Source organism: Halorubrum sp. CSM-61, assembly GCF_003781945.1.
In the GTDB taxonomy this organism is placed as follows: Archaea; Halobacteriota; Halobacteria; order Halobacteriales; family Haloferacaceae; genus Halorubrum.
In genome coordinates this window covers 62,183-86,210 of sequence record NZ_RJJW01000006.1, presented here as the reverse complement: position 1 = coordinate 86,210, position 24,028 = coordinate 62,183, and the positions used below count along the sequence as shown (strand labels likewise).

Sequence of the window (24,028 nt, the reverse complement as noted above, 5' to 3'; positions counted from 1 at the left end):
ACCCGTCCAGACTCGTTAAGCCGGTATTATCTGAGACGAGCGCGCGGATCTCGCGAAACAGCCAATTCGTAACAACGGGACCGGTGTTATGGAAACGCTTACTACTTCGGCGGCCGAGACGCCGGTATGGCCGATCCTAACCGAGACTCGTCAGGGCCCGGACGGGAGTCGAAAGTCGCCCGTCTGCTCCGGGAGCGCGAACTGGAGCCGCTCGGCGACGAGCTCGAACACCTGTGGACGAGAGCCGAGGACCGGCGGAGCCTCCGTGAGCTCGCCGACCACTTCAACCGGGAGCTGCTGCGATCCGCGTTGCGAGAGGCCGAAACGGCCGACCTCGACGGCGCGGCCGCGAACTACTACCGGCTCCTCACCGACGACGACGTGAGCCCCGGGGACCGGGTCGAGGCCACCCGGTGGCTCGAACGCGCGGGCGTCGACGTCGAGCGGCTGCGAGGGGAGTTCGTCAGCTATCAGGCCGTTCGGACGTATCTGAAGGACTACCGGAACGCCGAGTACGAGCGGAACGAGGGGGACAGGGTCGGCCGAGAGGCGGAGAGCATCCGGCAGTTCAGCGCTCGGACGGAGGCGATCGTCCAGGACAAGATCGACCGGCTCCGGAGTCGGGGACACCTCGCGGTCGGGGACCCGTCCGTCACCGTGCAGGTCCGCGTCTACTGCTCGAAGTGTAACTCCCAACACTCCGTCGACCGACTGCTGGAGCGGGGACGCTGCGACTGTTCGACGGCGTAACGGAGCCCACGCACATCCGCGTATAATATACACGTAAACGGACGGAAGACCTCCTAACAATTCGACGGAGGCGCGATCGGGACAGCATGTCTCGAACGCCAGTGAGTGCTTCGAAGGGAAGAATCCGGACGCCCAGCAGCCCCGCCGCGATCGAGGGTGCATAGACATGGGAGAGACCGTGATCATTCACAACCCGGAGAGCGGAAGCGGCTCCCACACCGAGACGGTTCGGGCCCGGGCGGACCTGTTGGGGTACGCGCTCGAACAGTCCGAGCGGGAGGGCGAGATCGTCACGCTGACCGAGGAGGCGATCGAGGCCGGCTACTCGACGATCGTGGCCGGCGGCGGAGACGGGACGGTCAACGAGGTCGTTCGGGGGATCGACGGGGCCGACGCGTTCGACGACGTCACGCTCGGAATCCTCCCGCTCGGAACGGGAAACAACTTCGCGAAGCAGATCGGGATCACCGATATCGAGACCGCGTTCACCGCTTTGGAGGACGGTTCCCGGCGCACCGTCGATCTCGGGATGGCGACCGATCGACCCTTCGTGAACTCCTGCGTCGCCGGGTTCACCGCCGAGTCGGTGGACGACACGTCCGGGGCGTTGAAGTCCCGCATCGGCGGGTTGGCGTACGTGCTCACGACCCTCCGCACCGTGACGGAGTTCGATCCGCTGCGGCTCACCATCGACGACGAAGGGAGCGACGACGGCGAGCCGAGGTGGAGCGGCGAAGCGCTCTGCGTGGTCGTCGGGAACGGGCGTCAGTTCGCGGCGGACGGAACGACGCAGGCCGACATGGAAGACGGCCGCTTCGAGGTCATGATCGTCAGGGACGTGCCCGCGATCGATCTGATGGGCGACACGGTGCTCGAGCGCCTGTTCGGACGCGATTCGGCGCACATCGAGCGGTTCCAAGCCGCGTCGTTGGACATCGAGACCGACTCGTCGGACCCCGTGAGATTCAGCCTGGACGGGGAGGTCATCGAGGAACGCGAGCTCGCGCTCACTGTTCGATCGAACGTCCTGCGGCTGGTCGTGGGCGAGGAGTACGACCCGGCCCCGACCGACGCATGAGATCTGACCGATCCGCTGACCGATCCGAACCCGGTGACGCCTCACGCGAGGGGTCGAGGTTCACGGTTGACCTCCACGCGCACACCCGGTTCTTCCACGGTTTCCCGGGGGCGCCGACCCCCTACGACCCGATCGGTGCGCGTCTGTTGGCGCGTTGGGGACGCCGGTCCGGCCTCGACGGCGTCGCCCTGACCAACCACGACTACTACAGGCCGTTCGACCGCGTGACGGGACGTCCGCGATTCATCCCGGGCGTCGAGGTCACGACGACGGCCGGACACCTCCTCGTCGTCGGGCCGGACCCGCCGCGTCGGACCGTTTCCGGCGAACGGACCCCCGAGGAAGTCGTGTCGCGCGCGCACGACAACGGATGCGCCGCGATCGTCCCGCACCCGTACCGGGACAGTCGCGTTCGCGAGAGCGACGCGCCGTTCGACGCCGTCGAGATAAACGGGAAACATCCCGACAACGCCGATCGCGTGCGGGCGCTCGCCGAATCGCTCGACGTCCCGGTCGTCGGCGGGAGCGACGCCCACTTCCCCTTCGAGGTCGGCCGAACGATGACCCGGATCGACGCGCCGGAGCTCACGCCGGAGGCGGTGGTCACGGCGATCCGCGAGGGTGCAGTCGAGGTCGAGGTCCGAAACTCACCGGTCGACGAACTCATGAGAAGGGGGTACGAGCACACGCATCGGTTTCTCTGACGTCCTCCCCGCGCTGAAGCGAGGCCTTCTCCTCGACTCGCCGCAATCGCATATGTCAGACGGACCGCTCCGCCCCCCTCGATCCGCTCACTCGTAGGCCTCGCCGGTCCGCTTGTCGAAGCCCACCCACGTCCCCAGCGTCAGCCCGTAAATGACGTGTCCGACGTGGAATATCACGGCCTCGTCCGGATCGAGGTCCTCGTCGAGGAGGACACGAAAGACGACTCGCGTCCCGAAGACCGACAGCGCGAGGCTGTACACGAGCGAGAGCGCGATCGCGCCGAGGCTGTCCTCGCGTTCGGTCTCGAATCCGAGGGCGTCGATCAGGACGGCGAACAGGCCGCCCGCGACGCCCCCGTACAGGAAGTGCAGGACGAGCCCGACGCCGGGGTACGTCTCGGTGGCACCGCCGCCGACGTACTTCGCCCAGAAGTCCGAGGTGGGCGGTAGGGCACGGAAGACCGGGAACCGGTAGAGGGTCATCAGCGCGGTGGCGATCAGGCCGCCGACGACGCCTCGAACGAGCCTCCGGAGGAGGCCCGCCCCGGAAGCGGAGGCGACGCCGGATTCGGTGTCTGCCCGTCGAGGACTCTCGTCCGAACCGTGAGTAGTCACGGGAGAACGTGCGTCACACGTCCGGATAACCGTATCCCCAATAAGCGTTACCGCCGAGCGACGCCGCCGTTACGCGGAGACGGTGGGGTTCTCACGCGCCGGATCACCGACGACCGCCGCCAGCGCCGGGTACCGCTCGGTCAATCGCGGCGCGAGGTAGACCAGCCCGCCGATCACGACGGCGGTGGCGATCAGGGCACCGACCGGACCGAAGCGCTTCCTCGCCAGTTTCCAGACCGTCCACGCGGTCCCGAGGAGCTGTGCGGACGCCATCGGATTACGCCCCCGGGACCCCGAAGGCCCCGATCCCGAGACCGAGGAGCCCGTTCAGGACGAAGAGGATGACGAGCGCGGAGACCCACGCGAGGAGCCCGATCAGTCCCGCCTGCACCCAGCCGCCGGGGTACCGCCAGTTGATGACGGCTATCCACACGATCAGGGCGATAACGGGTCCGAAAAGCGGGATCCACGCGGTCAATGCCCACGCGATGGCGCCAACCAGCGCGGTGATGACGGCGTAGCTGTAGTCGTCGGTGTCCGCGATCACGCGGGCGCTGATGTAGATCGCGAGCCCCCCGATCAGGAGCGCGACCGCGAATGCCACTACCGAACCGATGAGTCCTGGTGTTGTCACACGTATAAATCACCGAGCTATCATCAAAAAGACCGGGCCAATATGTATTGGATCGCTCTCAAGACCGGTGACCCCGTCGAACTCTCGCTTTCGGGTCCGACGCAACTCAAACAGTCCGCCGCCGAAGACTGATTTTTGATCGATAGCGGGAGTGAGTATCGCAGATCGGTGGTGGCGAATCAGTACTTAAAGGATCCGTGAGCGATGGCGACGATCGCTTATAAATAACAACGCGGTGGCGCGTGCCTCCGAGCGGCCGATAGGCCGCGAGGAGCACGCGCGAGGGAGTCGCTGGCGGCTATCGCCGCCAGCGACGAGGCTGGGGAGGCGTGAGGCGCGGTTGCGGTGCTGTGCGGGTGGGATTCAAAGGGGCAGTCGCTGTGGGCGGCGCAGGCGACGTAAGCACCGCAGCGAGCACCGCGAGCGAGGAGCGCAGCGAGCGTGCGCCGCCCACAGCGACTGGGGCTTTGGAGGTGTTCACCGCAGCGCCGCCGCTCGCTTATAAACAGCCGCCAGCAACACCGCTCGATCACGTATAAACAACCACTCTACAAGCGTGCTATACCCACTCCCGCTCTCGATCACGCTGTTCGTATTGATCGATTGGTAGCGCGAAAACAGCAGCTTCTCGTGATCTCACCGGCACTTTTATTTCTGTATTTTCCTAGAAAAATTTGTTTCTATAAATAGTTAGTAATAGCACGCTCCGTACTGTTTTCCACGTCACCACCCTACGCTCACGAAGATGATCGCCGATGTCGCTTGTCTCGCGCCGCCACTGTTCGGCGGCGTTTCGAGTGGAAGCGTCCCCGCCCCGCTTCAGGCCGCGTCGGCGGTGCGACCGCTGTATCTCGCCGTCGGCGCGACGGTGCTCGTCGCCGCGATCGTCGACATCCTGTGGACGACGCTCTGGGTTGACGGCGGCTCCGGGCCGCTCTCGTCGCGGTTGACGACCTGGATCTGGCGCGGGCTCCGCCAGCTCGGCGGGACGCGGTCCCGGATACTCAGCCTCGCCGGCCCGATCATCCTGACGTCGACGCTCGTCATGTGGGTGGGCCTCATCTGGGGCGGGTGGACGCTCGTCTTCGCGGGCGGCGAGAACGCGCTCATCGCCGCCCGCGACGACGTTCCGCTCACGTGGGGCGGCAGGATCTTCTACGTCGCCTACACGATGTTCACGATGGGCAACGGCGACTTCTACCCGCCGGCGGGCGTCTGGCAGATCGCCTCGTCGCTCACGACCGCGAGCGGCATGCTGTTCGTGACGATGGGCGTCTCGTACGTCCTCTCGGTGCTCGGCGCGGTCTCGAACAAGCGCTCGTTCGCCAGCAGCGTCTCCGGGATGGGGGCGGACAGCGAGAGGCTCGTCAGCGCGGCGTGGGACGGCGAGGACTTCGACGGGCTCCACCTCCCGCTCAATTCCCTCGCGTCGCGGCTCGACACGCTCGCAGACCAACACAAGTCGTATCCGATCCTCCACTACTACCACAGCGAACAGGCCAAACACGCCTCCGCGATGGCGGTCGCCGTCTTCGACGAGTCGATGACGGTCCTCCGGTTCGGGGTCCCGGAGGACGAACAGCCCGACGCCGTGCTCGTCGACAACGCCCGATCGGCGACGCAGAACTACCTCGAGACCCTCAACAACGCGTTCATCGATCCCGCCGAGGAGACGCCGCCGCCCCCCGATCTCGACAGGCTTCGGGCCGAGGGGGTCCCCGCCGTCGCCGACGACGAGTTCGCCGACGCGCTCGACGAGCTGGCGGAGCGGCGACGGAAGCTGCTCGGGATCGTGAGCGCCGACGCCTGGCACTGGCCCCCCATCGACTCATGACCGACGTTACCTTCTACTTCACCGGCTGGGAGCCGCTCGTCCGGATCCTCGTCGTCGGCGTCTCCATGTACGTCACGCTCGTGCTGTTCCTCCGTCTGTCGGGGAGCCGAACGCTGTCGAGCATGAACGCCTTCGACTTCATCGTGACCGTGGCGATCGGCTCCGTGTTCGGCCGGGCGCTGACGGCGAAGGGCGTCGCGCTCGCGGAGGCCGTCGTCGCCCTCGGGCTCCTCATCACGCTGCAGTACACCGTCACGTGGATTCAGGTCCGGTGGCCCTTCTTCGGACGGATCATCACGAACCCGCCGGCGTTGCTGTACTTCCGTGGCGAGTTCGTCGACCGAGAGATGCGGCGTCAGCGGGTGGCGAGAGACGAGATCCGGAGCGCCGTCCGCAAGAAGGACTTCGGGTCCCTCGAAGAGGTGGAGGCCGTCGTGCTCGAATCGAGCGGCGAGTTCTCCGTCGTGGGGTCCGTCGAGAACGGGTCGGCGTTCGGAGAGAAGCTGGAAGAGGAGATCGGTGAGCCAGTGACCTACGACTGAAGCCGCGGGGTTCCGCCGTGTCAGTCCGCAAAAACGGGGGCCTCCGCGGGCTGCGAGAACGGGGCCTCCGCGGGACCGGATCGCCGGTCTCGCGGCGCTCCGACGCAACCCTTACGCCTCGTGACCCGCTAAACCGGGTATATGACCGACGAACGCGACGACGACCGCCACGAGTTCTCCGCCGGGCAGGGCGTCGACGCCGACTACGAGGAGTTCACCCTCGACCCCGAGGAGATCGACGCCGACCCGAACACGGTCGACCCCGTCGACTCCCGCGTCCTCACCGACATCATGGACAGGCGCAACGTCGAGAGCGACGCGATCGACGTCGAGCGCCTGATCGACGTGGGGCTGTCGTACATGGGGATCAACAAGTTCGAGGAGGCGACCGAGACGTTCGAGCGCGCCGCCAGCTTCGCCGAGGAGGACTCGCTCGACGCGCAGGAGGCGTGGGTGAACAAGGGCGCGGCCCACGCGCAGCTGGAGGAGTTCGATCAGGCGATCGGCGCCTACGAGGAGGCGCTGCGGATCGACGACGACTCCGAGCACGCCGCGACCGCCGAGACCAACCTCGCGTACGCGCTCTGGGAGTCGGGCCGCGGCGAGCAGGCGCTCCGGCACGCCGAGCGCGCCGTCGAGACCGACCCGCGATTCGCGGAAGCGTGGTACAACCGCGGGTTCCTGCTGGTCGAGCGCGGGCTCGCCGAGGACGCCGTCAGCTGCTTCGACAACGCGATCCGCCTCGGCTACCGGAGCGCGGACGTGTTAGAGGAGAAGGCTCGCGCACTCGAAGAGGCCGGCGAACACGAGCAGGCCGAGGAGGTCGCCGACCGCGCCGAGGAGATCCGCCGCGAGGCCGAAGAGCAGATGGTCGAGGAACAGACCGGACAGGCCCCCGGTCCCGGCGGGCGACCCGGACAGGGCGGTCAGCCGGGAGCCGGCGGCCGGCCCGGTGCGGGTGGCCGCGGCGGGCGGGGCGACCGAGGCGGACGGGGCAGCGCGGGCGAGGAGCCGGAGCGAGAGCTCCAAGGCGAGGGGCCCGAGGGCTTCTGAATGCTCCTCCGCGAGCGCGAGACCGCCGAGGGGCGGCTCGTCTCCGTCTGCGACGCCGACTGCCTCGGCGAGACGTACGACAACGGACGCGCGACGATCACCGTCAGCGAGGAGTTCTACGGCGGCGACGACGCGGTCGAGGCGACCGCCGAGGAGGTCGTCGCTGGCCTCCAACGCGCGCAGGTCGCGAACATCGTCGGCACCGAGGCCGTCGGCGTCGCCGTCGAGGCCGGGCTCGTCGACGAGGAGACCGTCCTGGAGTTCGAGGAGACCCGACACGCACAACTGCTCTGGCTCTGACGTGCGGGCATGAAGCGACTGACGAGAGCCGAGTTGGCCGAGCGCGTGGGGCCGCGGCCGCCCTCGGACGCGTTCTGGAACCGCGTGATCGCGGCCGAACGGGGGACGGTCAGCGTCGGTCCCGAGGTCGTCGGCGACACCGACCGTCGGGCGCGAGAGAACCGACGGCGGCGCGGCGAGTCCGGCGACGACGGCCCCCTGTCGCCGGGGGACATGATCGACGTGGGCGAGGAGTCGTTCGTCGTCGTCGGTGTCGAGGAGACGCGATCCGGCGGACGGCGCTATCGGATCGAGCTGGTCGAGCCGCGACGGGACGGGTGAGAAGGGAATACCGACGGACTGTCCGCGCTACAGGTCCGCGACGTCTTCGATCGCGTCGGTCAGCGCTTTCACGCTCTCGACCGTGTGCTCGCCCATGTGGCCGATCCGGAACGTCTCCTCGCCGAGTTGCGAGCCGTAGCCGTTCGAGAAGGCCATGTCGTACTCCTCGCTCACTTGCTCGATGGTCGCCGCGACGTCGATCTCCTGCGTGTTCTCGATGCAGGCGACCGTCTGCGACTCGTACCCCGCCTCGGGGAACATCGCGAAGTGCTCGTCGGCCCAGTCGTGGACGTACTCCATCATCTCCCGGTGGCGCTGGTCGCGGGCGCGGTGGCCCTCTTCGAGCATGTGTTTCATCTGCTTGCGGTACGCTAACATGACCGGGATCGAGGGCGTCGAGTGGGTCTGGCCCTTCCGGTCGTAGTAGTCGATCGTGCGGCGGAAGCCGCCGTACCACGAGGAGTCGCCCTTCTCGACCTCGCGGTCGTAGGCGTCGTCGCTGACGACGCAGACGGCGAGTCCCGGCGGCATCGCGAACGCCTTCTGGGTGGACGCGAAGATCACGTCGATGTCGTGGTCGTCGATGTCGACGTAGTCGCCGCCCAGCGCGGAGACGGCGTCGACGACGAAGTACGTGTCCGGGTACTCGCTGATCACGTCGCCGATCTCCTCGATGGGGTTGCGGACGCCGGTCGACGACTCGTTCATCACGGTCGCGACCACGTCGTACTGTTTGTCCGTCGATTCGAGGTGCTCGCGGACGTCCTCGGGCTTGACGGCCTCGCCCCACTCGTACTCCAGCCGGTCGACGTCTTTCCCGAGGCGCTCGGCGACGTTGGCGTGGCGCTCGCTGAAGCTCCCGCAGGTCGGCACCAAGATGTTCTCGTCGACGAGGTTGAGCGTCGACGCCTCCCAGAACTCGGTGCCGGAGGCGGTGAGGACCACGACCTCGTTGTCGGTGCCGAGGAACGTCTTCGTGTCCTCGACGATGGTGGTGTACAGGTCGGTCATCCGGTCCATCCGGTGGCCGAACATCGGCTCCGCCATCGCCTCGATCACGTCGTCGCGGACCTCCGTCGGGCCGGGGATGTACAGCGTCTTGTCGTCGTAGTCGTCGCGGTATTCGCGTTTCTTCGTCACGGGATCCACCTGATGGATCGTACCGCGTCGCGCTGGGGTATGTTCCTTGTGATACGCTCGAAAGTCCCGGTCGTCGCGGCCGCGCGGACGGGTCGTGGCTTCCGGAGACGGTACCGTTGCCCGGATCGGCCGGGTTTATACGAACGGGGGAGAGAGAAGCGGTATGACACACGTCCGGAGAGTAACAACCGTCCGAGGTGGTCCGCCGTGAGCGGGGACGAGGAGCTCGCGAAGGACCTCGGGCCGCTCGCGGCGCTCACGATCGGGATCGGGACGATGATCGGCGCCGGGATCTTCGTCCTGCCCGGCACCGCGGTCGCCCGCGCCGGACCGCTCGCGGCGCTCACGTTCGTCCTCGGCGGCGTGATCGCGCTGTTCACCGCGCTGTCGGCCTCCGAACTCGGGACCGCGATGCCGAAGTCGGGCGGGGCGTATTTCTACGTCAACCGCGCGCTCGGACCCATGTTCGGCTCGATCGCGGGGTGGGCGAACTGGCTCGGGCTCGCGTTCGCCTCCGCGTTCTACATGTACGGCTTCGGCGAGTACGTCAACGCGCTCGTCGGGCTCGAACCGGTCGGGCTCGGGGTGGTGACGCTGGAGGCGGCGCAGGTGATCGGGCTCGTCGGCGCGCTGCTGTTCATCGCGGTCAACTACTTCGGCGCGAAGGAGACCGGCGGGCTCCAGATCGTCATCGTCATGTCGCTTCTGGGGATCCTCGCCGTCTTCACCGTCGTCGGCCTGCTGAACGCGGACATGGACTCGCTGCGACCGCTCGCGCCGCCGGGAACGACGAGCGAGGTGCTCCCGGTGACGGGGATCATCTTCGTCTCGTATCTCGGGTTCGTCCAGATCACCTCTGTCGCGGAGGAGATCAAGAACCCGGGGCGGAACCTCCCGCTCGCGGTGCTCGGCTCGGTCGTGATCGTCACGGTCGTGTACGCGCTGTTCCTGCTGGTGTTGCTCGCGGCGGTCCCGAACGACCTCGTCGCGAACAACGAGACCGCGGTGGTCGACGCCGCACGCCTGCTGTTCGGCAACTACGAGGTGTTCGGCTTCTCGCTGGGCGCCGTCGGCGCCGGCATGCTTCTGATCGGCGGGCTGCTCGCGACCGCCTCGTCGGCGAACGCGTCGATCCTGTCGTCGTCGCGGATCAACTTCGCGATGGGCCGCGAGAAGATCGTCACCCCGAAGCTCAACGAGATTCACGACCGGTTCGGCACGCCGTACAAGTCGATCGCGCTCACCGGCGCGCTCATCCTCGTGTTCCTCGTCGCCGGCGGCGTCGAGTCGCTGTCGACGATGGGCTCCGTGCTCCACCTCATCGTCTACGGGCTGCTCAACCTCGCGCTGATCGTGATGCGCGAGTCGGAGGTCGAGGGGTACGACCCCGACTTCGAGGTCCCCTTCTACCCGATCGTGCCGATAATCGGGACGATATCGTCGTTCGCGCTGATCGCCTACATCGAGCCGCGGATCATCGCGCTGTCGGCCGGACTCGTCGCCTTCGCCGTGCTCTGGTACCTGCTGTACGCCCGCGGGAAGGTGGAGGCGCGGGGCGTGTTGGGGACGTGGATCCTCGACCGCTCCGACGAGCTCCCCAAGCCCGCGGTGTCGGCGGCCACCTCGGTCCAGCCGAGCGGCGGCGACTACCGGGTGATGGTGCCGCTCGCGAACCCCAAGACCGAGGAGCACCTGATCACGCTCGCGTCGGCCATCGCCAAGCAGCGGAACGGGACGGTCGTCGCGGTCAACATCGCGAACGTGCCCGACCAGACCTCGCTGGAGGCCGCGCGCGACCGCGGCGCTCACCAGGCGGCACACGACCTGCTCGACAAGGCCCGCGACGACGCCGAGACGTTCGACGTCGACGTCGAGACCCACGTCGTCTTATCGCACCGCGTGTTCGAGGAGGTGTTCGACGCCGCGCGAACCTACGGCGCCGACCTCACGGTGATGGGCTGGGGCGAGGACTCCCACGGGGCGCCGGGGCGAGCCGAGTCCGCCGTCGACGAGCTGGCGTACTCGCTCCCCTCCGACTTCCTCGTGTTCCGCGACCGCGGGTTCGACGCCTCTCGGATCTTAGTGCCGACCGCCGGCGGTCCGGCCTCGGACCTGTCCGGGGCTGTCGCGAAGATGCTCCGGGCCGAGTTCGACAGCGAGGTCACGCTGCTGCACGTCGCCGACGACGAGGCCGAGGGACGCGCGTTCCTCTCCGGGTGGGCCGACCAGCACGACCTCTCCGACGCGACGCTGCGCGTCGAGAGCGGCGACGTCGAGGCGTCCATCGAGCGCGCCGCGCGCGACGCCACGATGCTCATCGTCGGCGCCACGGAGAAGGGGCTGCTCTCGCGGATCGTCCGCGGATCGCTCGTGTTGGACGTCTTGAACGACGTGGAGTGCTCCGTGCTGCTCGCGGAGAAGCGCAGCGACCGCGGGATCCGAGCCCGGCTGTTCGGCAGCGGGGCGCGAGCGAACGACATCGTCGAGACGGACGAGACGCCCGCCGAGACCGGCGTCGAGCCGGAGCCGTCGACGCCGGAGATCGACGACGACGGCGACGGCGACGCGGAGAAGTAATCGGTCGGTGGGGAGACGTTCGGATTCGATCGGCGGGAGCGATTTATGGGTGAACGTGCAGACGGTGGGTCTGTTTCTAGAGAGATGTGCGGTGGCGCGTGCCCGTGAGCGGCCCGGAGGGCCGCGAGCGGCACCGCGCGAGGGAGTCGGTCGTCCGGAGCGAAGCGACGGGCGACCGACGAGGCTGGGGAGGCGTGAGGCTGCGGTCCCGTGAGCGACCGATGGGAGCGAGCGGGAGCACGGAAGTCGCAGCCCGCGCAGCGAACGGAGTGAGCGAGCAGGACCGTCTTCCGGTGGTGCTGTGCGGGGTGGGATTCAAAGGGGCAGCCGCGAGGCGGGCGCAGGCGATGTAAGCACCGCAACGAGGGAGCTAGCGACCGAGTGAGGCGCGCAGCGAGCGTGCGCCCGCCTCGCGGCTGGGGCTTTGGCGGTGTTCACCGCGAATTGTTCGATGGCGTATCGCCGAGCGGCTGGGACTTTGGCGGTGTTCACCGCCGAACCACCAGCGATCATTTATGAGTAAACACCGCCGTCTCCACGGCGACACGCATTAGCGCGCGGAGCCGCAACCGCGACGTATGGCCTCGGAGTCCTGTGACGTCTGCGAGCGGTCCGTCAGGATCGCCGGCGGGATCGGCGACCTGTGGAACTTCGCGTTCGAGTCGACGCAGGGACTGACGCTGGAGCTCACCGACGGCTCAGAGTTCTTCCTCTGTTTCGAGTGCATGGAGTCGCTCCCCGACGATCACGAGCCGACCGCCGACGACGTCGCCGCCCTCCGGGAGCGGACCGACCCCGTCGAGGAGGACGGGAACCACTTCTGGCACTGGAAGTAGACGGCTCGAGTGAGGGGGTTTCGGCGGTCGATCGTTTATAAACGGTTGACTACGGATCGACGGTGAACTCCGCCGAAGCCCCAGCCGCTCGGTGATACGCGGTTGTCGTCGATCCAACTACGAAGACCTGCAAAGCCCCAGTCGCGAGGGCTCGCGCACCTCGTTGCGCGCTCCAGTCGCTCGCTTTGCTCGCTCCTTCCAGTGCTTACGTCGGCGGGCTTCGCCCTCGCGGCTGCCCCTTTGAGTCCCGCCCCACAGCGACCGTAGCCTCACGCCTCCCCAGCCTCGCGGTTCGCGCTCTCCGAGCGCTCACCGCGTCCCTCGCACGCGCTCCTCGCGCCCTTGGGGCGCTCGGAGGCGCGCGCCACCGCATATCCCCTGATAAGTAGCCGTCCGTCACGCTCCGTCGCTGTCGATCACGTGCGCGTCTTCGGTGTCGAAACCGACGACGACCTCGCCGGAGAGCGGGTCGCGCGTCCGGACCACGAGGTCGCGCCCGCCCCAGTCGAGCGTCACCCGGGTCGTCTCGCCGAGGAACTCCGCGCTCTCGACGGTCGCCCGAAGCCGACTTTCCCCGTCGCCGATCCGGAGGTATTCGGGACGGACGCAGAAAGTGCGGCGATCGCCGGGCTCGATGTCGACGTCGTCAATGTCCACACGTAGAATCTCGCCGCCGACGTCGACGGCAGCGATTCGAGGGACGTCGTCGCCCTCGACCGCGCCTTCCTCCACGTCGACCACCCGCCCAGCGAACACGTTGTTGTCGCCGACGAACTCGGCGACGAACCGGCTCGACGGCTTCCGGTACACCGTCCGCGGGGGCGCGATCTGCTCCGGCCGCCCGTCGCGCATCACCGCGACGCGGTCGGAGATCGCCAGCGCCTCCTCCTGGTCGTGGGTGACGTAGACGGTGGTGATTCCCAGCTCCGACTGAATCTTCCGGACTTGCACCCGGAGGCGCTCTCGGAGCTGCGCGTCGAGCGCGCTCATCGGCTCGTCAAGCAGGAGGAGGTCGGGACCCGGCGCGAGCGCGCGGGCCATCGCGACGCGCTGCCGCTGCCCGCCCGAGAGGCTCTCGGGGTCGCGGTCGGCGGCGTCCGGGAGGTCCACGAGTTCGAGCAGCTCGGCGACGCGCTCGTCGCGGCTCATGCCCGCCGGCGGGTCCGCGAAGTTGAGCCCGTACCCGACGTTCTCGCCGACGGTCATGTGCGGGAACAGCGCGTAGTTCTGGAAGACGACGCCCACGTCGCGGTCCTCCGGGGGGACTCCGGCGACCGACTCGCCCGAGAAGCGGATCGTCCCCGCGGTCGGCTCCTCGAACCCCGCGATCAGCCGGAGCGTGGTGGTCTTCCCGCAGCCGGAGGGCCCGACGAGCGTGAAGAACTCCCCCTCGCGCACGCCGAGGCTCACGTCGTCGACGGCGGCGGTGTCGCCGTAGCGCTTGGTGACGCCGTCGAGTTCGACGGCGGGCGGGGCGTCGGAATCGGCACCGCCGGACGAAGGGGCTCCCTCAGAGCCCACGCGTCTCACCCCCGAGCCGCTCGATGACGACGAAGCTGCACCCGGTAACCACGAGGAGGACGACGCCCATTGCGGTCGCCGGTCCGAGCCGACGCCCGATGAACCGTTCGATGGCGACCGGCATCGTGTACGCGTCGGCGCCGGTCGCGAGCACCACCGTCGCGGTGAACTCGCCGATCGAGATGGCGAACGCGAACGCCGCGCCCGCGACGACGCCGGGCCACACGAGCGGCAGCTCCACGTCGCGGATCACCCGCGCTCGCGACGCGCCGAGCGCCCGCGCCGACTCGATCAGCGAGCGGTCGAGCCCCTCCAGCCCGGGCGCGACCGTCCGGACGACGAACGGGTAGCCCGCGACCGCGTGCGCGACGACGATGGCGACCGCGCCGGTCGCCGCGAACCGCCAGCCCGCGATCTCCACGCCGAAGACGAGCCCCCGCAACAGGCCGAGCCCGACGATGATCCCGGAGACCGCGAGCGGCGCCATCGCGGCCGCGTCGACCAGCTTCCGCCCGCGGAACCGCCGCGTCGTCAACACGGCGACGACGACGCCCATCGGGAGCGCGAGCAGGGTCGCGGCGCTCGCGAACGCCAGCGAGTTGCGGATCGCGGGCCACGGGCGCACCTGAAACGCCGCCCCCGTCTGCTGGCGGTCGATCAGGAACCGGTAGTGGTCGAGCGTGAGCGCGCCGTCCCCGCCCGTGACGCTCGCGAGCACCATCGAGGCGATGGGGGCGACGAAGACGAGCCCAGCGACGACGACGTAGGCGGCGAGCCCGAGCCGGGGGAGCACCTCTCGGAGGGAGGGGGTTGAAGGGATCAGGGACTTGCGCGGGAGGGGTCGGACGCCACGCGAACTGACCGTATTTTTCGCCTCGTACCGCAGGTACGCGAGCAGGACGCCGAGCGAGATGACGAGTTCGACGATCGCCAGCGCGGCCGCCTCGGCGTAGTTCAGGTCGCGGACGAGCCGGTAGACGAACACCTCGACCGTCGCCAGCTCGAACCCGCCGAGCGCGAGCACGATGGGGAAGGTGCCGAACGTGAACACGAAGGTGAGCGCCGCGCCCGTCAGCACGGCGGGGTACACCTGCGGCGCGACCACGTCGAAGAACGCCCGGACCGGCCCCGCGCCGAGGCTCCGGGCGGTCTCGACCGCGCTCGCGTCGACCGACTCCCACGCCGCGGTCGTCACCCGGGCGACGAGCGGCGCGTTGTAGAAGGCGTGGGCGATCACGATCGCCTCCAGCGTGAACATGAGGTCGACCGGCGGGAGCCCGAGCGCGCCGAGGACCCCGTTGAGGGTCCCGCCGGTGCCGAACGTGGCGACGAAGCCGACGGCGACCATGATCGAGGGGAGGACGAACGGGACGATCGTCAGCGACCGCAGGGTCCGCCGGCCGGGGAACTCGAAGCGCGCGAGGAGGTAGGCGGCCGGGAGCCCCAGGGCGACGCTGGCGACCGTCGACAGCGCGGCCTGGTACGCGGTGAAGCCGACGATCCCGAGCCTGCGGTCCGGCGAGAGCAGGGCGCGCGCGACCGCGAGCGGCGACTCGCCCGCGAACAAACGGGCGAACTCCCCGAAGTAGAACGGGTCGCGGAGCAGCTCCGCGAACACGCCGAGGGTGGGGGCACCGTCGACGACGACCGCCTCGATCAGGACCGTCCCGACCGGGTAGTAGAACGCGGCGACGAGCACGGCGCTCGTGACGACCGCGAGCGCGGTCAGGAGGCGCCCGCGGAGGCGTCCCGCGAGGCGGTCGCGAAGCGTGTAGCGGTCGCCGTCGGCGCCGCGGCTGGCGTCTGCCACGCCGCCGTCAGTTCCCGGCGAACTGCCGCTCCCAGTCTTCGACCCACTCACTGACCGAGCCTTGGAGCTCGTCGTACGTGAACGTCACCGGTTCTCCCGGCTCCTGGGCCAGCTCGGCGTAGTCGTCGGGGAGCTCGGCCGTGTCGGTCGCGGGGAACGCGACGTTGCGCTCGGCGATCTGCCCCTGCACGTCCGGCTCCAGCATGAACGACATGAACTCGCGGGCGAGCTCCGGCTCGTCGGCGGCGGCGAAGACGGCCATCCCCTCCGGGGTGGCGTACGCCTGATCGTTCAGGAATCGGATCTGGTGTTCTTCGAGGGGCTCACCCTCCATATCCGCGAAGACCTGGTCGGTGGAGTAGGAGACGACCATCGGAGCCTCCCCGTTGCTCCAGGCGCTGTAGGCGTCGTCCCACGAGCCGAGCACGCGCACGTCGTTGTCCTGTAGCTCCTCCCAGTAGTCGAGGTAATCGTAGTCGGGGTCGCCGTCGCCGCCCTCCACCGCGCCGTCGGGTCCGTCACCGAACATGTGGACCGTGTGGAGCAGGAACGAGCGCCCCGTCGAGGAGGCGCCGGGGTTCTGCGCGATGAGCGCGCCGGCGTGCTCGTCGTCGAGCAGGCCCTCGAACGTCTCCGGCGCCTCGATCGCGGTGCCGTCGTACACGAGGCTCACGTAGCCGGTGTCGAAGGGCACCGCGCGGTCGAACGGGTCGAACAGGAGTCCCTCTCGCACGTCGTCGAAGCCGTCGACCTCGCCGCGCTCGGCGAACAGGTCGTCGTCGAGCGCCTCGTCGACGCGCACGAGGTCCTCGGTGGTGAGCCCGACGTAGAGGTCGGCGTCGATCGACACGCCCGAACTCGCCCGTTCGACGTAGTGGTTCACCCCGTTGTCCGGGGTCGCCCACTCTAACTCGGCGTCGACGCGCGACTCGAACGCCTCCTTGAGCCACTCGCCCGGGCTCACCGACGGCGCGTCGATGAAGCTGCTGTAGGTCGCGACCGTCAGGGTGGGCGTCTCCTCGTCGTCCCCGTCGTCGCCGTCCTCTTCGCTGTCGTTTCCGTCCGCTCCGTCGCCGTCAGCCCCGTCGGAACCGTCGCTCCCGTCCTCACCGTCAGTCTGCTCAGCGCTACACCCCGCGATCGCGACGGCCCCCGCCGCGCCGCCGAGCGCGAGGAACCGCCGCCGGGTGGGGCGCTCGGCGCGCATGTCGGCGGGTCCGGCGGTCGGTCCAGCAGCGTCCTCCGGGGAGCCCGCCCGCCGGTCGTCGAGATCGTCACGCCGGTCGGTCTCGGTCGCGTCGTCGTTAGTCATTACCGAGTTGTTGCACCCAGTGGTTACATAAGGGATTCGTGTCGACAGCGGCGGGGCAAGCACACGAATGGAATCGCGATATCGCTCGCGATAGCGCCACCGACACCGATTTACCGCGTACCGACCTTCACACGTTCATGAACGAACCGACCATCGGAGGAGACGCGACGGGGCCGAGCGGGGACGAGACCGGGGTCACGCGACGGCGCCTGCTCGCGGGCGGCGCGGCCGTCGCCGTCGCGGGGTTGGCGGGCTGTCTCGGGGGGCGCGACGGACCGGTGCCGGAGCCGACGGTGACGAGCGACCGGATCGAGGACTGGCGACAGATAGACGAGTCGGAGAGCACGGTGTTCGAACAGTCGTACGGTCCGGTGACGGTGACCGCGCTCGAACACACGCGGATCTACGAGTACGTCGACGTCGCCGAGGCGCTCGCGGAGACGTTCGACGCGAGCGGCTCGCCCGTGGTCTTTTTCGCCACCCGGATCGACCTCCGACCGGCGATCGACAGTCTCCCGGCCGGCGTCGGCCGCGACCGCCTGATGAGCGAGGTGGAGACCGCGGCGGTCGACGCGTTCCGCTCGCAGCTCCGGAACAGCGGCATCGAGAACGTCGAGGTCGTCGACGAGGGGACGACCACGGTACAGAGCGGCCACACCGCGACGACGTGGCAGCTGGAGGGGGAGTACGCCTTCGACGGCGAGGTCCCGCTTCCCGACGGGTCGACGAACGAGATCAGCGAGACCGTCGAGATCGAGTCGCGGCTGGGCGTCTGGCACGACGGCACCGACGTGCTCGTCGCCGGCGGTGCGTACCCGACGGACCCGTTGATCGAGGTCGTCGACGAGGCCCTCCCAGACCTGGCCGACGCGGAGACGGTCGTGACGGAGCTGGCGGACGAGGAGACGGCCGACGCGCTCGCGACCGACCCCGCCGCCTTCGACGAGGACGTCTCGCAGCTGCTCATCTCGGTGGAGTGAGCGGGCACGGGCCGGTGGCGACCGATGTCGCCGGAACCGATTCCCGCCCGAACCGACCGGTTTAATCGGCACGCGCGGCTCCGCTCGGGTATGAGCCACTTCCCTTCCTTCGAGGTGATCCCCGCCGTCGACGTGCAGGACGGCGAGGTCGTCCAGCTGGTCGGCGGCGAGCGCGGCACGGGCAAGCGCTACGGCGACCCCGTCGAGGCCGCCGAGCGCTGGATCGAGGCGGGCGCCGAGACGCTCCACCTCGTCGACCTCGACGGCGCGTTCGAGGGCGAGCGCGTCAACGCCGACGCGATCGAGGCGGTCGTGAAGGCGGTCGGCGACGGCGTGGACGACGACGGGGTCGGCTTCCAGCTCGGGGGCGGCATCCGAACCGCCGAGGGCGCGCGCGACCTCCTCGATCTGGGCCTCGACCGCGTAATTCTGGGGACCGCGGCGGTCGAGACGCCCGAGATCGTCGCCGAGATCGACGGGACTCACCCCGGTAGCGTCGTGGTCAGCCTCGACGCGAAGGACGGCGAGGTCGTCGTGAGCGGGTGGACGGAGGGGACCGGCCTCGACCCCGCCGAGGCGGCCGCGCGCTACGAGGAGCTGGGCGCGGGCGCGATCCTCTTCACGAACGTCGACGTGGAGGGACAGCTGGAGGGGATCGACCGCGAAGCGGTGGAGAGCGTGGTCGACGCGGTGGAGATTCCGGTTATCGCGTCCGGTGGGGTGGCGACGATCGACGACGTGACGGCGCTGAAGGAGGCCGGCGCGGCCGCGGTCGTCGTGGGGACCGCGCTGTACGAGGGCGAGTTCACGCTGCGAGAGGCGCAGAAGGCGGCCGACGAGGTTTAAGTATCGGAGCGTGAGTTTACCGGCGTTTGTTTATAAGTAGTCGATCGGGGAGTGAGGGTGAACACCTCCAAAGCCCCAGCCGCTCGCTTATAAGTGATCGCTGATGACGTTGCGGTGAACACCTCCAAAGCCCCAGCCGCGACGACTCGCGCGGCTCGCTGTGCGCTTCAGTCGCTCGCTTCGCTCGCTCCCTGCAGTGCTTGCGTCGCCGTGCTTCGTCCTCGCGACTGCCCCTTTGAGTCCCACCCATCCGCACAGCACCGCAGCCTCATACCTCCCCAGCCTCGCGGCTCCCTTCGGTCGCCGCTTCCCTCGCGCGGCGCTCCTCGCGCCCTGCGGGCGTTCGGAGGCGCGCGCCACCGCTTCGTACACTTATATTGAACTCTCCGCACACCCGCAACCGCCTTAAGAATCGGCTGTGACGGACCGGTATGAGCGAGCACGACCGGAGCGCGGCCGTCTCCCGCGAGACCGCGGAGACGACGATCGACCTCACCCTCGCGATCGACGGCGACGGCGACAGCGAGGTCGACACGGGGATCGGCTTCTTCGACCACATGCTCGAATCGTTCGCTAAGCACGGCCTCTTCGACCTGACCGTCGACTGCGACGGCGACACCGACATCGACGACCACCACACGGTCGAGGACGTGGCGATCTGCCTCGGCGAGGCGTTCGACGAGGCGCTCGGCGACAAGCGGGGAATTCGGCGGTACGCCGACCGACGCGTCCCCCTCGACGAGGCGGTCGCGAGCGTCGTCGTCGATGTCGCGGGGCGCCCGTACTACGAGTTCTCGGGAGAGTTCTCTCAGGAGTCGGTCGGCGAGTTCACCAGCGTCATGGCCGATCACTTCGCGCTGTCGCTGGCACAGAACGCCGGCTTGACGCTCCACGCCGCGGTGGAGACGGGAGACAACGCCCACCACGAGGTGGAGGCGCTGTTCAAGGCCCTCGCGCGGGCGCTCGACGACGCGACCCGGCTCGACGGGCGCCGGAGCGACACGCCGAGCACGAAGGGCGAGCTGTAAGGAGGAACGACTCCCGTCACCGCCCCGTTCCGACGATTTAAATCGGGTCGGGACCCACGCTTCGGTAATGCAACCGAGTTCGCTCTCCGGGCTCCCCGCGGGCGTCGGCGAGGCGCTCGAAGCGGAGGGCGTCGCGGAGCTGTACCCGCCCCAAGCGGCCGCCGTCGACGCCGGCGTCGCCGACGGCGAGAGCCTCGTCGCCGCGGTGCCGACCGCCTCCGGGAAGACGCTGATCGCCGAGCTCGCCATGCTCTCGGCGGTCGAGCGCGGCGGGAAGGCGCTGTACATCGTCCCCCTGCGCGCGCTCGCCAGCGAGAAGAAGACCGAGTTCGAGCGCTGGGAGGAGTTCGGCGTCACGGTGGGCGTCTCCACCGGCAACTACGAGTCCGACGGCGAGTGGCTGGCGACCCGCGACGTCATCGTCGCCACCTCGGAGAAGGTCGACTCGCTGATCCGCAACGGCGCGCCGTGGATCGACGACCTCACCTGCGTCGTGAGCGACGAGGTCCACCTCGTCGACGACCCGAACCGCGGCCCCACCCTCGAGGTGACCCTCGCGAAGCTCCGGAAGGTGAACCCGGGGCTCCAGACGGTCGCGCTCTCGGCGACCGTGGGCAACGCCGACGTGATCGCCGAGTGGCTCGACGCCGAGCTCGTCGAGTCCGACTGGCGACCCATCGACCTCCGGATGGGCGTCCACTTCGGCAACGCCATCGACTTCGCCGACGGCAGCAAGCGGGAGGTGCCCGTCGAGCGCGGCGAGGACCAGACCGCCCGTCTCGTCGCCGACGCCTTGGACACCGAGGAGGACGGGCAGGGCGGCTCCTCGCTCGTCTTCGTCAACTCCCGGCGCAACGCCGAGTCCTCGGCCCGGAAGCTCACCGACGTGACCGGACCCCGGCTCACCGACGACGAGCGCGATCGGCTCCGCGAGCTCGCCGACGAGATCCGGTCCGGCTCCGACACCGACACCGCGTCCGACCTCGCGGACGCGGTCGAGCAGGGGTCGGCGTTCCACCACGCGGGGCTCCGGAGCGAGGACCGCGCCAGCGTCGAGGACGCGTTCCGCGACCGGCTGATCAAGTGCATCTCCGCGACGCCCACCCTCGCCGCCGGCGTCAACACCCCCGCCCGCCGCGTGATCGTCCGCGACTGGCGCCGGTACGACGGGGAGTTCGGCGGCATGAAACCCCTCGACGTGCTGGAGGTCCACCAGATGTGCGGGCGCGCTGGCCGTCCCGGCCTCGACCCGTACGGCGAGGCGGTCCTGCTCGCGAACGACGCCGACACCAAAGAGGAGCTGTTCGAGCGGTACCTCTGGGCCGACCCCGAGCCGGTCCGCTCGAAGCTCGCCGCCGAGCCCGCGCTCCGGACCCACGTGCTCGCCACCGTCGCCTCCGGGTTCGCCTCCACGCGCGACGGGCTGCTCTCCTTCCTCGACAACACCCTCTACGCGACCCAGACCGACGACGAGGGACGGCTCGCGGCCGTCACCGACACCGTCCTCGACTACCTCGCCGTCAACGACTTCGTCGAGCGCGACCGCGACGGCGGGAGCGAGGGCCTGACCGCGACCGGCATCGGTCACACCGTCTCGCGGCTCTACCTCGACCCGATGAGCGCGGCCGAGATGATCGACGGGCTCCGGTCGGTCGGTCGGGACGCCGACGCCGCAAGCGCGGGCGCCGAGGGGACCGGCGAGTTCGTCAGGACCGGCGACGACGGCGACGAGCCCGGGTTCGGCACGTACACGCGACCCGGCGAGGAGGAATCGGTCGAGCGAGAGGAGACGGAGGCGCCCGACGACTCCGGCGCCTCGCCTCCCGAGGTCACCTCGCTCGGCCTCTATCACCTCGTCAGCCGCACCCCCGACATGTACGAGCTCTACCTGAAGTCGGGGGACCGCGAGGAGTACACCGAACTCTGCTACGAGCGCGAGACCGAGTTCCTCGGCGACGTGCCCTCCGAGTACGAGGACGTGCGCTTCGAGGACTGGCTCGCGTCGCTGAAGACCGCCCGCCTGCTGGAGGACTGGGCGAACGAGGTCGACGAGGACCGCATCACCGAGCGGTACGGGGTCGGCCCCGGCGACATCCGCGGGAAGGTCGACACCGCCGAGTGGCTCCTGCGCGCGGCCGAGACCCTCGCGCGCGACGTGGAGGGGGTCGACGGCGACGTCGTCGTCGCGGTCCGCGAGGCCCGGAAACGCATCGAGTACGGCGTCCGCGAAGAGCTCCTCGATCTGGCGGGCGTCCGCAACGTCGGTCGGAAGCGCGCCCGGCGGCTGTTCGAGGCCGGGATCGAGACCCGCGCCGACCTCCGCGAGGCCGACAAGGCCGTCGTCCTCGGCGCGCTCCGCGGCCGCGAGCGCACCGCCGAGCGCATCCTCGAACACGCCGGCCGCGAGGACCCCTCGATGGACGACGTGCGGCCGGACAAGTCGGCCTCCGCGGCGGCGACCGCCGGGTCCGCGAGCGACGACGACGGCGACGGGCAGGCGAGTCTGGGTGATTTCCGATGAGCGATGGCGACAACTCCCCCAATCCGCCGACCCCGCCCCACCGCCTCGTCGCGGGCACCGCCGCCATCGACGATCTCGACGCCTTCCTCGCCTCGCTCGACGAGATCGCGACCGAGACGGGCGCCGTCGTGCAGGCGTTCGACGCGGAGCTGGTCGTCTCGGCCGCGCACCTCGGCGAGGCGACCCGTCTCGCCGCCCGCGCGATCGCCCGCGGCGAGGCCGTCGCCCGCGACCCGGGCGTCGAGGTCATGCTGTACGCGGCCGGCAGACGCCAGATCGACCGAGCGCTCGAACTCGGGGTCGAGGAGGGGGAACAGCGCGCGGTCGTCCTCGTCGCCGACTTCGGCGGGGTCCCGGGGGCGAACCGACCCGACGCGGACCTCGACGCGGCCGCCGCGTCAGTGAGAGAACTGCTCGCGTCGCCAGCGGAGCAGATCGGCGCCGGAGGCGGCGAGTTCGATCCCGCGTTCGACGAGGCGCGGGTTCGAGAGTTCTACGACGTCGGCGACCGCGAGATCGCGGCGACCGCCGGCGACCTCTCCGACATCGTCCGCGAACGCGTCGCGCTGCTCGACGTCGAGAAGTAGTCGAGCCCCTTTGCTTCGATTGGAAAACGCGGTACGTGACGGCGATCGCGTTCCAGTGGAAATTCGGAGGAGCGACGGTCGAACCGCGACCGTGAGGATCGAGACGCGGCCCGACCGCCGGTAGGTCGTCGGGTCGGGCGAGAATCGACCGGAGCGAACCGCGAGAATAGTCCATCCTGGATTCGAACCAGGGTCGTTGCCCCCAGAAGGCAACAGGATTGGCCACTACCCCAATGGACTGTGCGCACTCATCGATAGCCAGTGGGTCTTTGTAAGCGTTGCGCGTCGCCGGCCCTCTGTCACGCGTTCACAGACGTTCGTGGCGGAGCGGGAGGGATACGGAGAGCGGACGGGGGAGTTTCGCGCGAAATCGATCGCCGAACGTGCGTATATCGATGCGCTTTAGCCGGTCGGATAGCCACGACCCTGTATGTACGTCGGACGATTCGTCGTCGTCGCGCCCGGTATCGGCGCCTACCGCGTCTCCTCGCGCTCGTTCCCGAACCGCCGAGTGACCGACCGAGACGGAACGCTCACCGTCGGGCCCACCCCCGACGCGCCCGACACGGACAACCCGTACGTCTCGTACAACTGCGCTCGCGCTGTCCGGAGGCCCACCGACGAGCCGCTGGCGGTAGTCGGCAACGGCTCGCACGTCGACCCGATCGCTGAGAAGCTGGAACTGGGGTACCCCGCCCGCGACGCGCTGGCGACGCCCCTGCTCGCGCTCGACTTCGAGAAGGACGACTACGACACCCCGCGGATCGCGGGCGTCGTCGGCGCCGAGACCGCCACGATCGGGGTCGTCCGCCGCGACGGGCTCGTCGTCGAGGCCGTCGAGGAGCCCACCATCGTCGCCACCTACGAGACGGACAGCCCCGAGCCGTACGCGCTCGCGGCCGCGGACGCCGAGACGCCCGACGCCGCGGCGGCCGCGACGGAAGTCCTCGGCGCCGACTTCGAGCACCCGGTGTGCGCCGCGGGCGCGACCGTCGACGGCGACGGCGTGGCGCTGGCGTTCGACAACGACGCGGAGTAG

Annotated in this window: 23 protein-coding genes and 1 tRNA gene; 16 read left to right on the top strand and 8 right to left on the bottom strand. The window is 69.2% G+C overall.

Annotated elements, in window-relative coordinates; all coding sequences use genetic code 11:
- Positions 1–126: 126 nt before the first annotated feature.
- The 3 genes from rdfA to EDM04_RS11755 all read left to right on the top strand — a co-directional run bounded on the left by rdfA (position 127) and on the right by EDM04_RS11755 (position 2,532).
- Positions 127–750 carry a rod-determining factor RdfA gene (rdfA, locus tag EDM04_RS11765; RefSeq protein ID WP_123622333.1) on the top strand — a complete coding sequence of 208 codons (624 nt, stop codon included), beginning with the start codon at positions 127–129 and terminating at the stop codon, positions 748–750.
- Between the two features lie 166 nt (positions 751–916).
- Positions 917–1,828 carry a diacylglycerol kinase family protein gene (locus EDM04_RS11760; protein WP_123622331.1) on the top strand — a complete coding sequence of 304 codons (912 nt, stop codon included), beginning with the start codon at positions 917–919 and terminating at the stop codon, positions 1,826–1,828.
- The gene (locus EDM04_RS11755; protein ID WP_123622329.1) at positions 1,825–2,532 is read left to right on the top strand and encodes a PHP-associated domain-containing protein; all 708 of its coding nucleotides are present in this window, start codon (positions 1,825–1,827) and stop codon (positions 2,530–2,532) included. The genes EDM04_RS11760 and EDM04_RS11755 overlap by 4 nt, the downstream gene beginning before the upstream one ends.
- A gap of 87 nt (positions 2,533–2,619) precedes the next feature.
- Here the strand turns inward: EDM04_RS11755 and EDM04_RS11750 are convergent, their stop codons facing one another.
- The 3 genes from EDM04_RS11750 to EDM04_RS11740 all read right to left on the bottom strand — a co-directional run bounded on the left by EDM04_RS11750 (position 2,620) and on the right by EDM04_RS11740 (position 3,781).
- Positions 2,620–3,147, bottom strand: coding sequence for a hypothetical protein (locus EDM04_RS11750; RefSeq protein WP_123622326.1), 528 nt, complete (start codon positions 3,145–3,147; stop codon positions 2,620–2,622).
- Between the two features lie 69 nt (positions 3,148–3,216).
- Positions 3,217–3,420 (bottom strand): hypothetical protein, encoded by a 204-nt coding sequence (locus EDM04_RS11745; RefSeq protein WP_123622324.1) that lies wholly within the window; start codon positions 3,418–3,420, stop codon positions 3,217–3,219.
- 4 nt (positions 3,421–3,424) lie between these two features.
- The gene (locus EDM04_RS11740) at positions 3,425–3,781 is read right to left on the bottom strand and encodes a hypothetical protein (protein WP_123622322.1); all 357 of its coding nucleotides are present in this window, start codon (positions 3,779–3,781) and stop codon (positions 3,425–3,427) included.
- 835 nt (positions 3,782–4,616) lie between these two features.
- Here EDM04_RS11740 and EDM04_RS11735 point away from each other — a divergent pair.
- The 5 genes from EDM04_RS11735 (at position 4,617) to EDM04_RS11715 (ending at position 7,831) form a co-directional block, all read left to right on the top strand.
- A complete protein-coding gene (locus EDM04_RS11735) occupies positions 4,617–5,615 on the top strand; it encodes a two pore domain potassium channel family protein (protein WP_123622715.1) in 999 nt (332 codons plus the stop codon).
- Complete coding sequence (locus EDM04_RS11730; protein WP_123622320.1) at positions 5,612–6,157, top strand: DUF421 domain-containing protein; 546 nt, start codon at positions 5,612–5,614, stop codon at positions 6,155–6,157. The genes EDM04_RS11735 and EDM04_RS11730 overlap by 4 nt, the downstream gene beginning before the upstream one ends.
- Positions 6,158–6,298: 141 nt before the next feature.
- The gene (locus tag EDM04_RS11725) at positions 6,299–7,210 is read left to right on the top strand and encodes a tetratricopeptide repeat protein (protein ID WP_123622318.1); all 912 of its coding nucleotides are present in this window, start codon (positions 6,299–6,301) and stop codon (positions 7,208–7,210) included.
- Complete coding sequence (locus tag EDM04_RS11720) at positions 7,211–7,510, top strand: DUF424 domain-containing protein (protein WP_123622316.1); 300 nt, start codon at positions 7,211–7,213, stop codon at positions 7,508–7,510.
- Positions 7,511–7,519: 9 nt separating this feature from the next.
- Positions 7,520–7,831: a hypothetical protein gene (locus EDM04_RS11715; protein WP_123622314.1), complete on the top strand. Its 312-nt coding sequence runs from the start codon at positions 7,520–7,522 to the stop codon at positions 7,829–7,831.
- Between the two features lie 27 nt (positions 7,832–7,858).
- On the opposite strand, the gene EDM04_RS11710 is transcribed toward EDM04_RS11715, so the two are convergent.
- Positions 7,859–8,971 (bottom strand): alanine--glyoxylate aminotransferase family protein, encoded by a 1,113-nt coding sequence (locus EDM04_RS11710; RefSeq protein WP_123622312.1) that lies wholly within the window; start codon positions 8,969–8,971, stop codon positions 7,859–7,861.
- A 207-nt stretch (positions 8,972–9,178) separates the two neighbouring features.
- On the opposite strand from EDM04_RS11710, the gene EDM04_RS11705 reads away from it, so the two are divergent.
- Together EDM04_RS11705 and EDM04_RS11700 are read left to right on the top strand one after the other, a co-directional pair.
- A complete protein-coding gene (locus tag EDM04_RS11705; RefSeq protein WP_123622310.1) occupies positions 9,179–11,548 on the top strand; it encodes an amino acid permease in 2,370 nt (789 codons plus the stop codon).
- A gap of 578 nt (positions 11,549–12,126) precedes the next feature.
- A complete protein-coding gene (locus EDM04_RS11700; RefSeq protein ID WP_123622308.1) occupies positions 12,127–12,384 on the top strand; it encodes a hypothetical protein in 258 nt (85 codons plus the stop codon).
- 396 nt (positions 12,385–12,780) lie between these two features.
- On the opposite strand, the gene EDM04_RS11695 is transcribed toward EDM04_RS11700, so the two are convergent.
- From EDM04_RS11695 to EDM04_RS11685, 3 genes are read right to left on the bottom strand one after another with little or no spacing between them, the layout of a single operon-like run.
- Positions 12,781–13,905 carry an ABC transporter ATP-binding protein gene (locus tag EDM04_RS11695; RefSeq protein ID WP_123622306.1) on the bottom strand — a complete coding sequence of 375 codons (1,125 nt, stop codon included), beginning with the start codon at positions 13,903–13,905 and terminating at the stop codon, positions 12,781–12,783.
- Positions 13,895–15,715 carry an iron ABC transporter permease gene (locus tag EDM04_RS11690; RefSeq protein ID WP_123622304.1) on the bottom strand — a complete coding sequence of 607 codons (1,821 nt, stop codon included), beginning with the start codon at positions 15,713–15,715 and terminating at the stop codon, positions 13,895–13,897. Before EDM04_RS11690 ends, EDM04_RS11695 begins: the two co-directional genes overlap by 11 nt.
- A gap of 7 nt (positions 15,716–15,722) precedes the next feature.
- Entirely contained in the window at positions 15,723–16,922 is a 1,200-nt protein-coding gene (locus tag EDM04_RS11685) for a thiamine ABC transporter substrate binding subunit (protein ID WP_241154908.1), read from the bottom strand.
- Positions 16,923–17,164: 242 nt separating this feature from the next.
- Between EDM04_RS11685 and EDM04_RS11680 the strand changes: the two genes are divergently transcribed.
- The 5 genes from EDM04_RS11680 to cgi121 all read left to right on the top strand — a co-directional run bounded on the left by EDM04_RS11680 (position 17,165) and on the right by cgi121 (position 22,989).
- Entirely contained in the window at positions 17,165–18,007 is an 843-nt protein-coding gene (locus EDM04_RS11680; RefSeq protein ID WP_123622301.1) for a hypothetical protein, read from the top strand.
- A 90-nt stretch (positions 18,008–18,097) separates the two neighbouring features.
- Entirely contained in the window at positions 18,098–18,853 is a 756-nt protein-coding gene (gene hisA / locus EDM04_RS11675; RefSeq protein ID WP_123622298.1) for a 1-(5-phosphoribosyl)-5-[(5-phosphoribosylamino)methylideneamino]imidazole-4-carboxamide isomerase, read from the top strand.
- A gap of 431 nt (positions 18,854–19,284) precedes the next feature.
- A complete protein-coding gene (gene hisB, locus EDM04_RS11670) occupies positions 19,285–19,881 on the top strand; it encodes an imidazoleglycerol-phosphate dehydratase HisB (protein WP_123622296.1) in 597 nt (198 codons plus the stop codon).
- A 67-nt stretch (positions 19,882–19,948) separates the two neighbouring features.
- Positions 19,949–22,402, top strand: coding sequence for an ATP-dependent DNA helicase (locus tag EDM04_RS11665; RefSeq protein ID WP_123622294.1), 2,454 nt, complete (start codon positions 19,949–19,951; stop codon positions 22,400–22,402).
- On the top strand, positions 22,399–22,989 hold the full coding sequence (gene cgi121 / locus EDM04_RS11660; RefSeq protein ID WP_123622292.1) for a KEOPS complex subunit Cgi121: 591 nt from the start codon (positions 22,399–22,401) through the stop codon (positions 22,987–22,989). Before EDM04_RS11665 ends, cgi121 begins: the two co-directional genes overlap by 4 nt.
- A 167-nt stretch (positions 22,990–23,156) precedes the next feature.
- On the opposite strand, the gene EDM04_RS11655 is transcribed toward cgi121, so the two are convergent.
- A tRNA-Gln gene (locus EDM04_RS11655) sits at positions 23,157–23,229 on the bottom strand.
- A gap of 190 nt (positions 23,230–23,419) precedes the next feature.
- Here EDM04_RS11655 and EDM04_RS11650 point away from each other — a divergent pair.
- Positions 23,420–24,028: an IMP cyclohydrolase gene (locus tag EDM04_RS11650; protein WP_123622290.1), complete on the top strand. Its 609-nt coding sequence runs from the start codon at positions 23,420–23,422 to the stop codon at positions 24,026–24,028.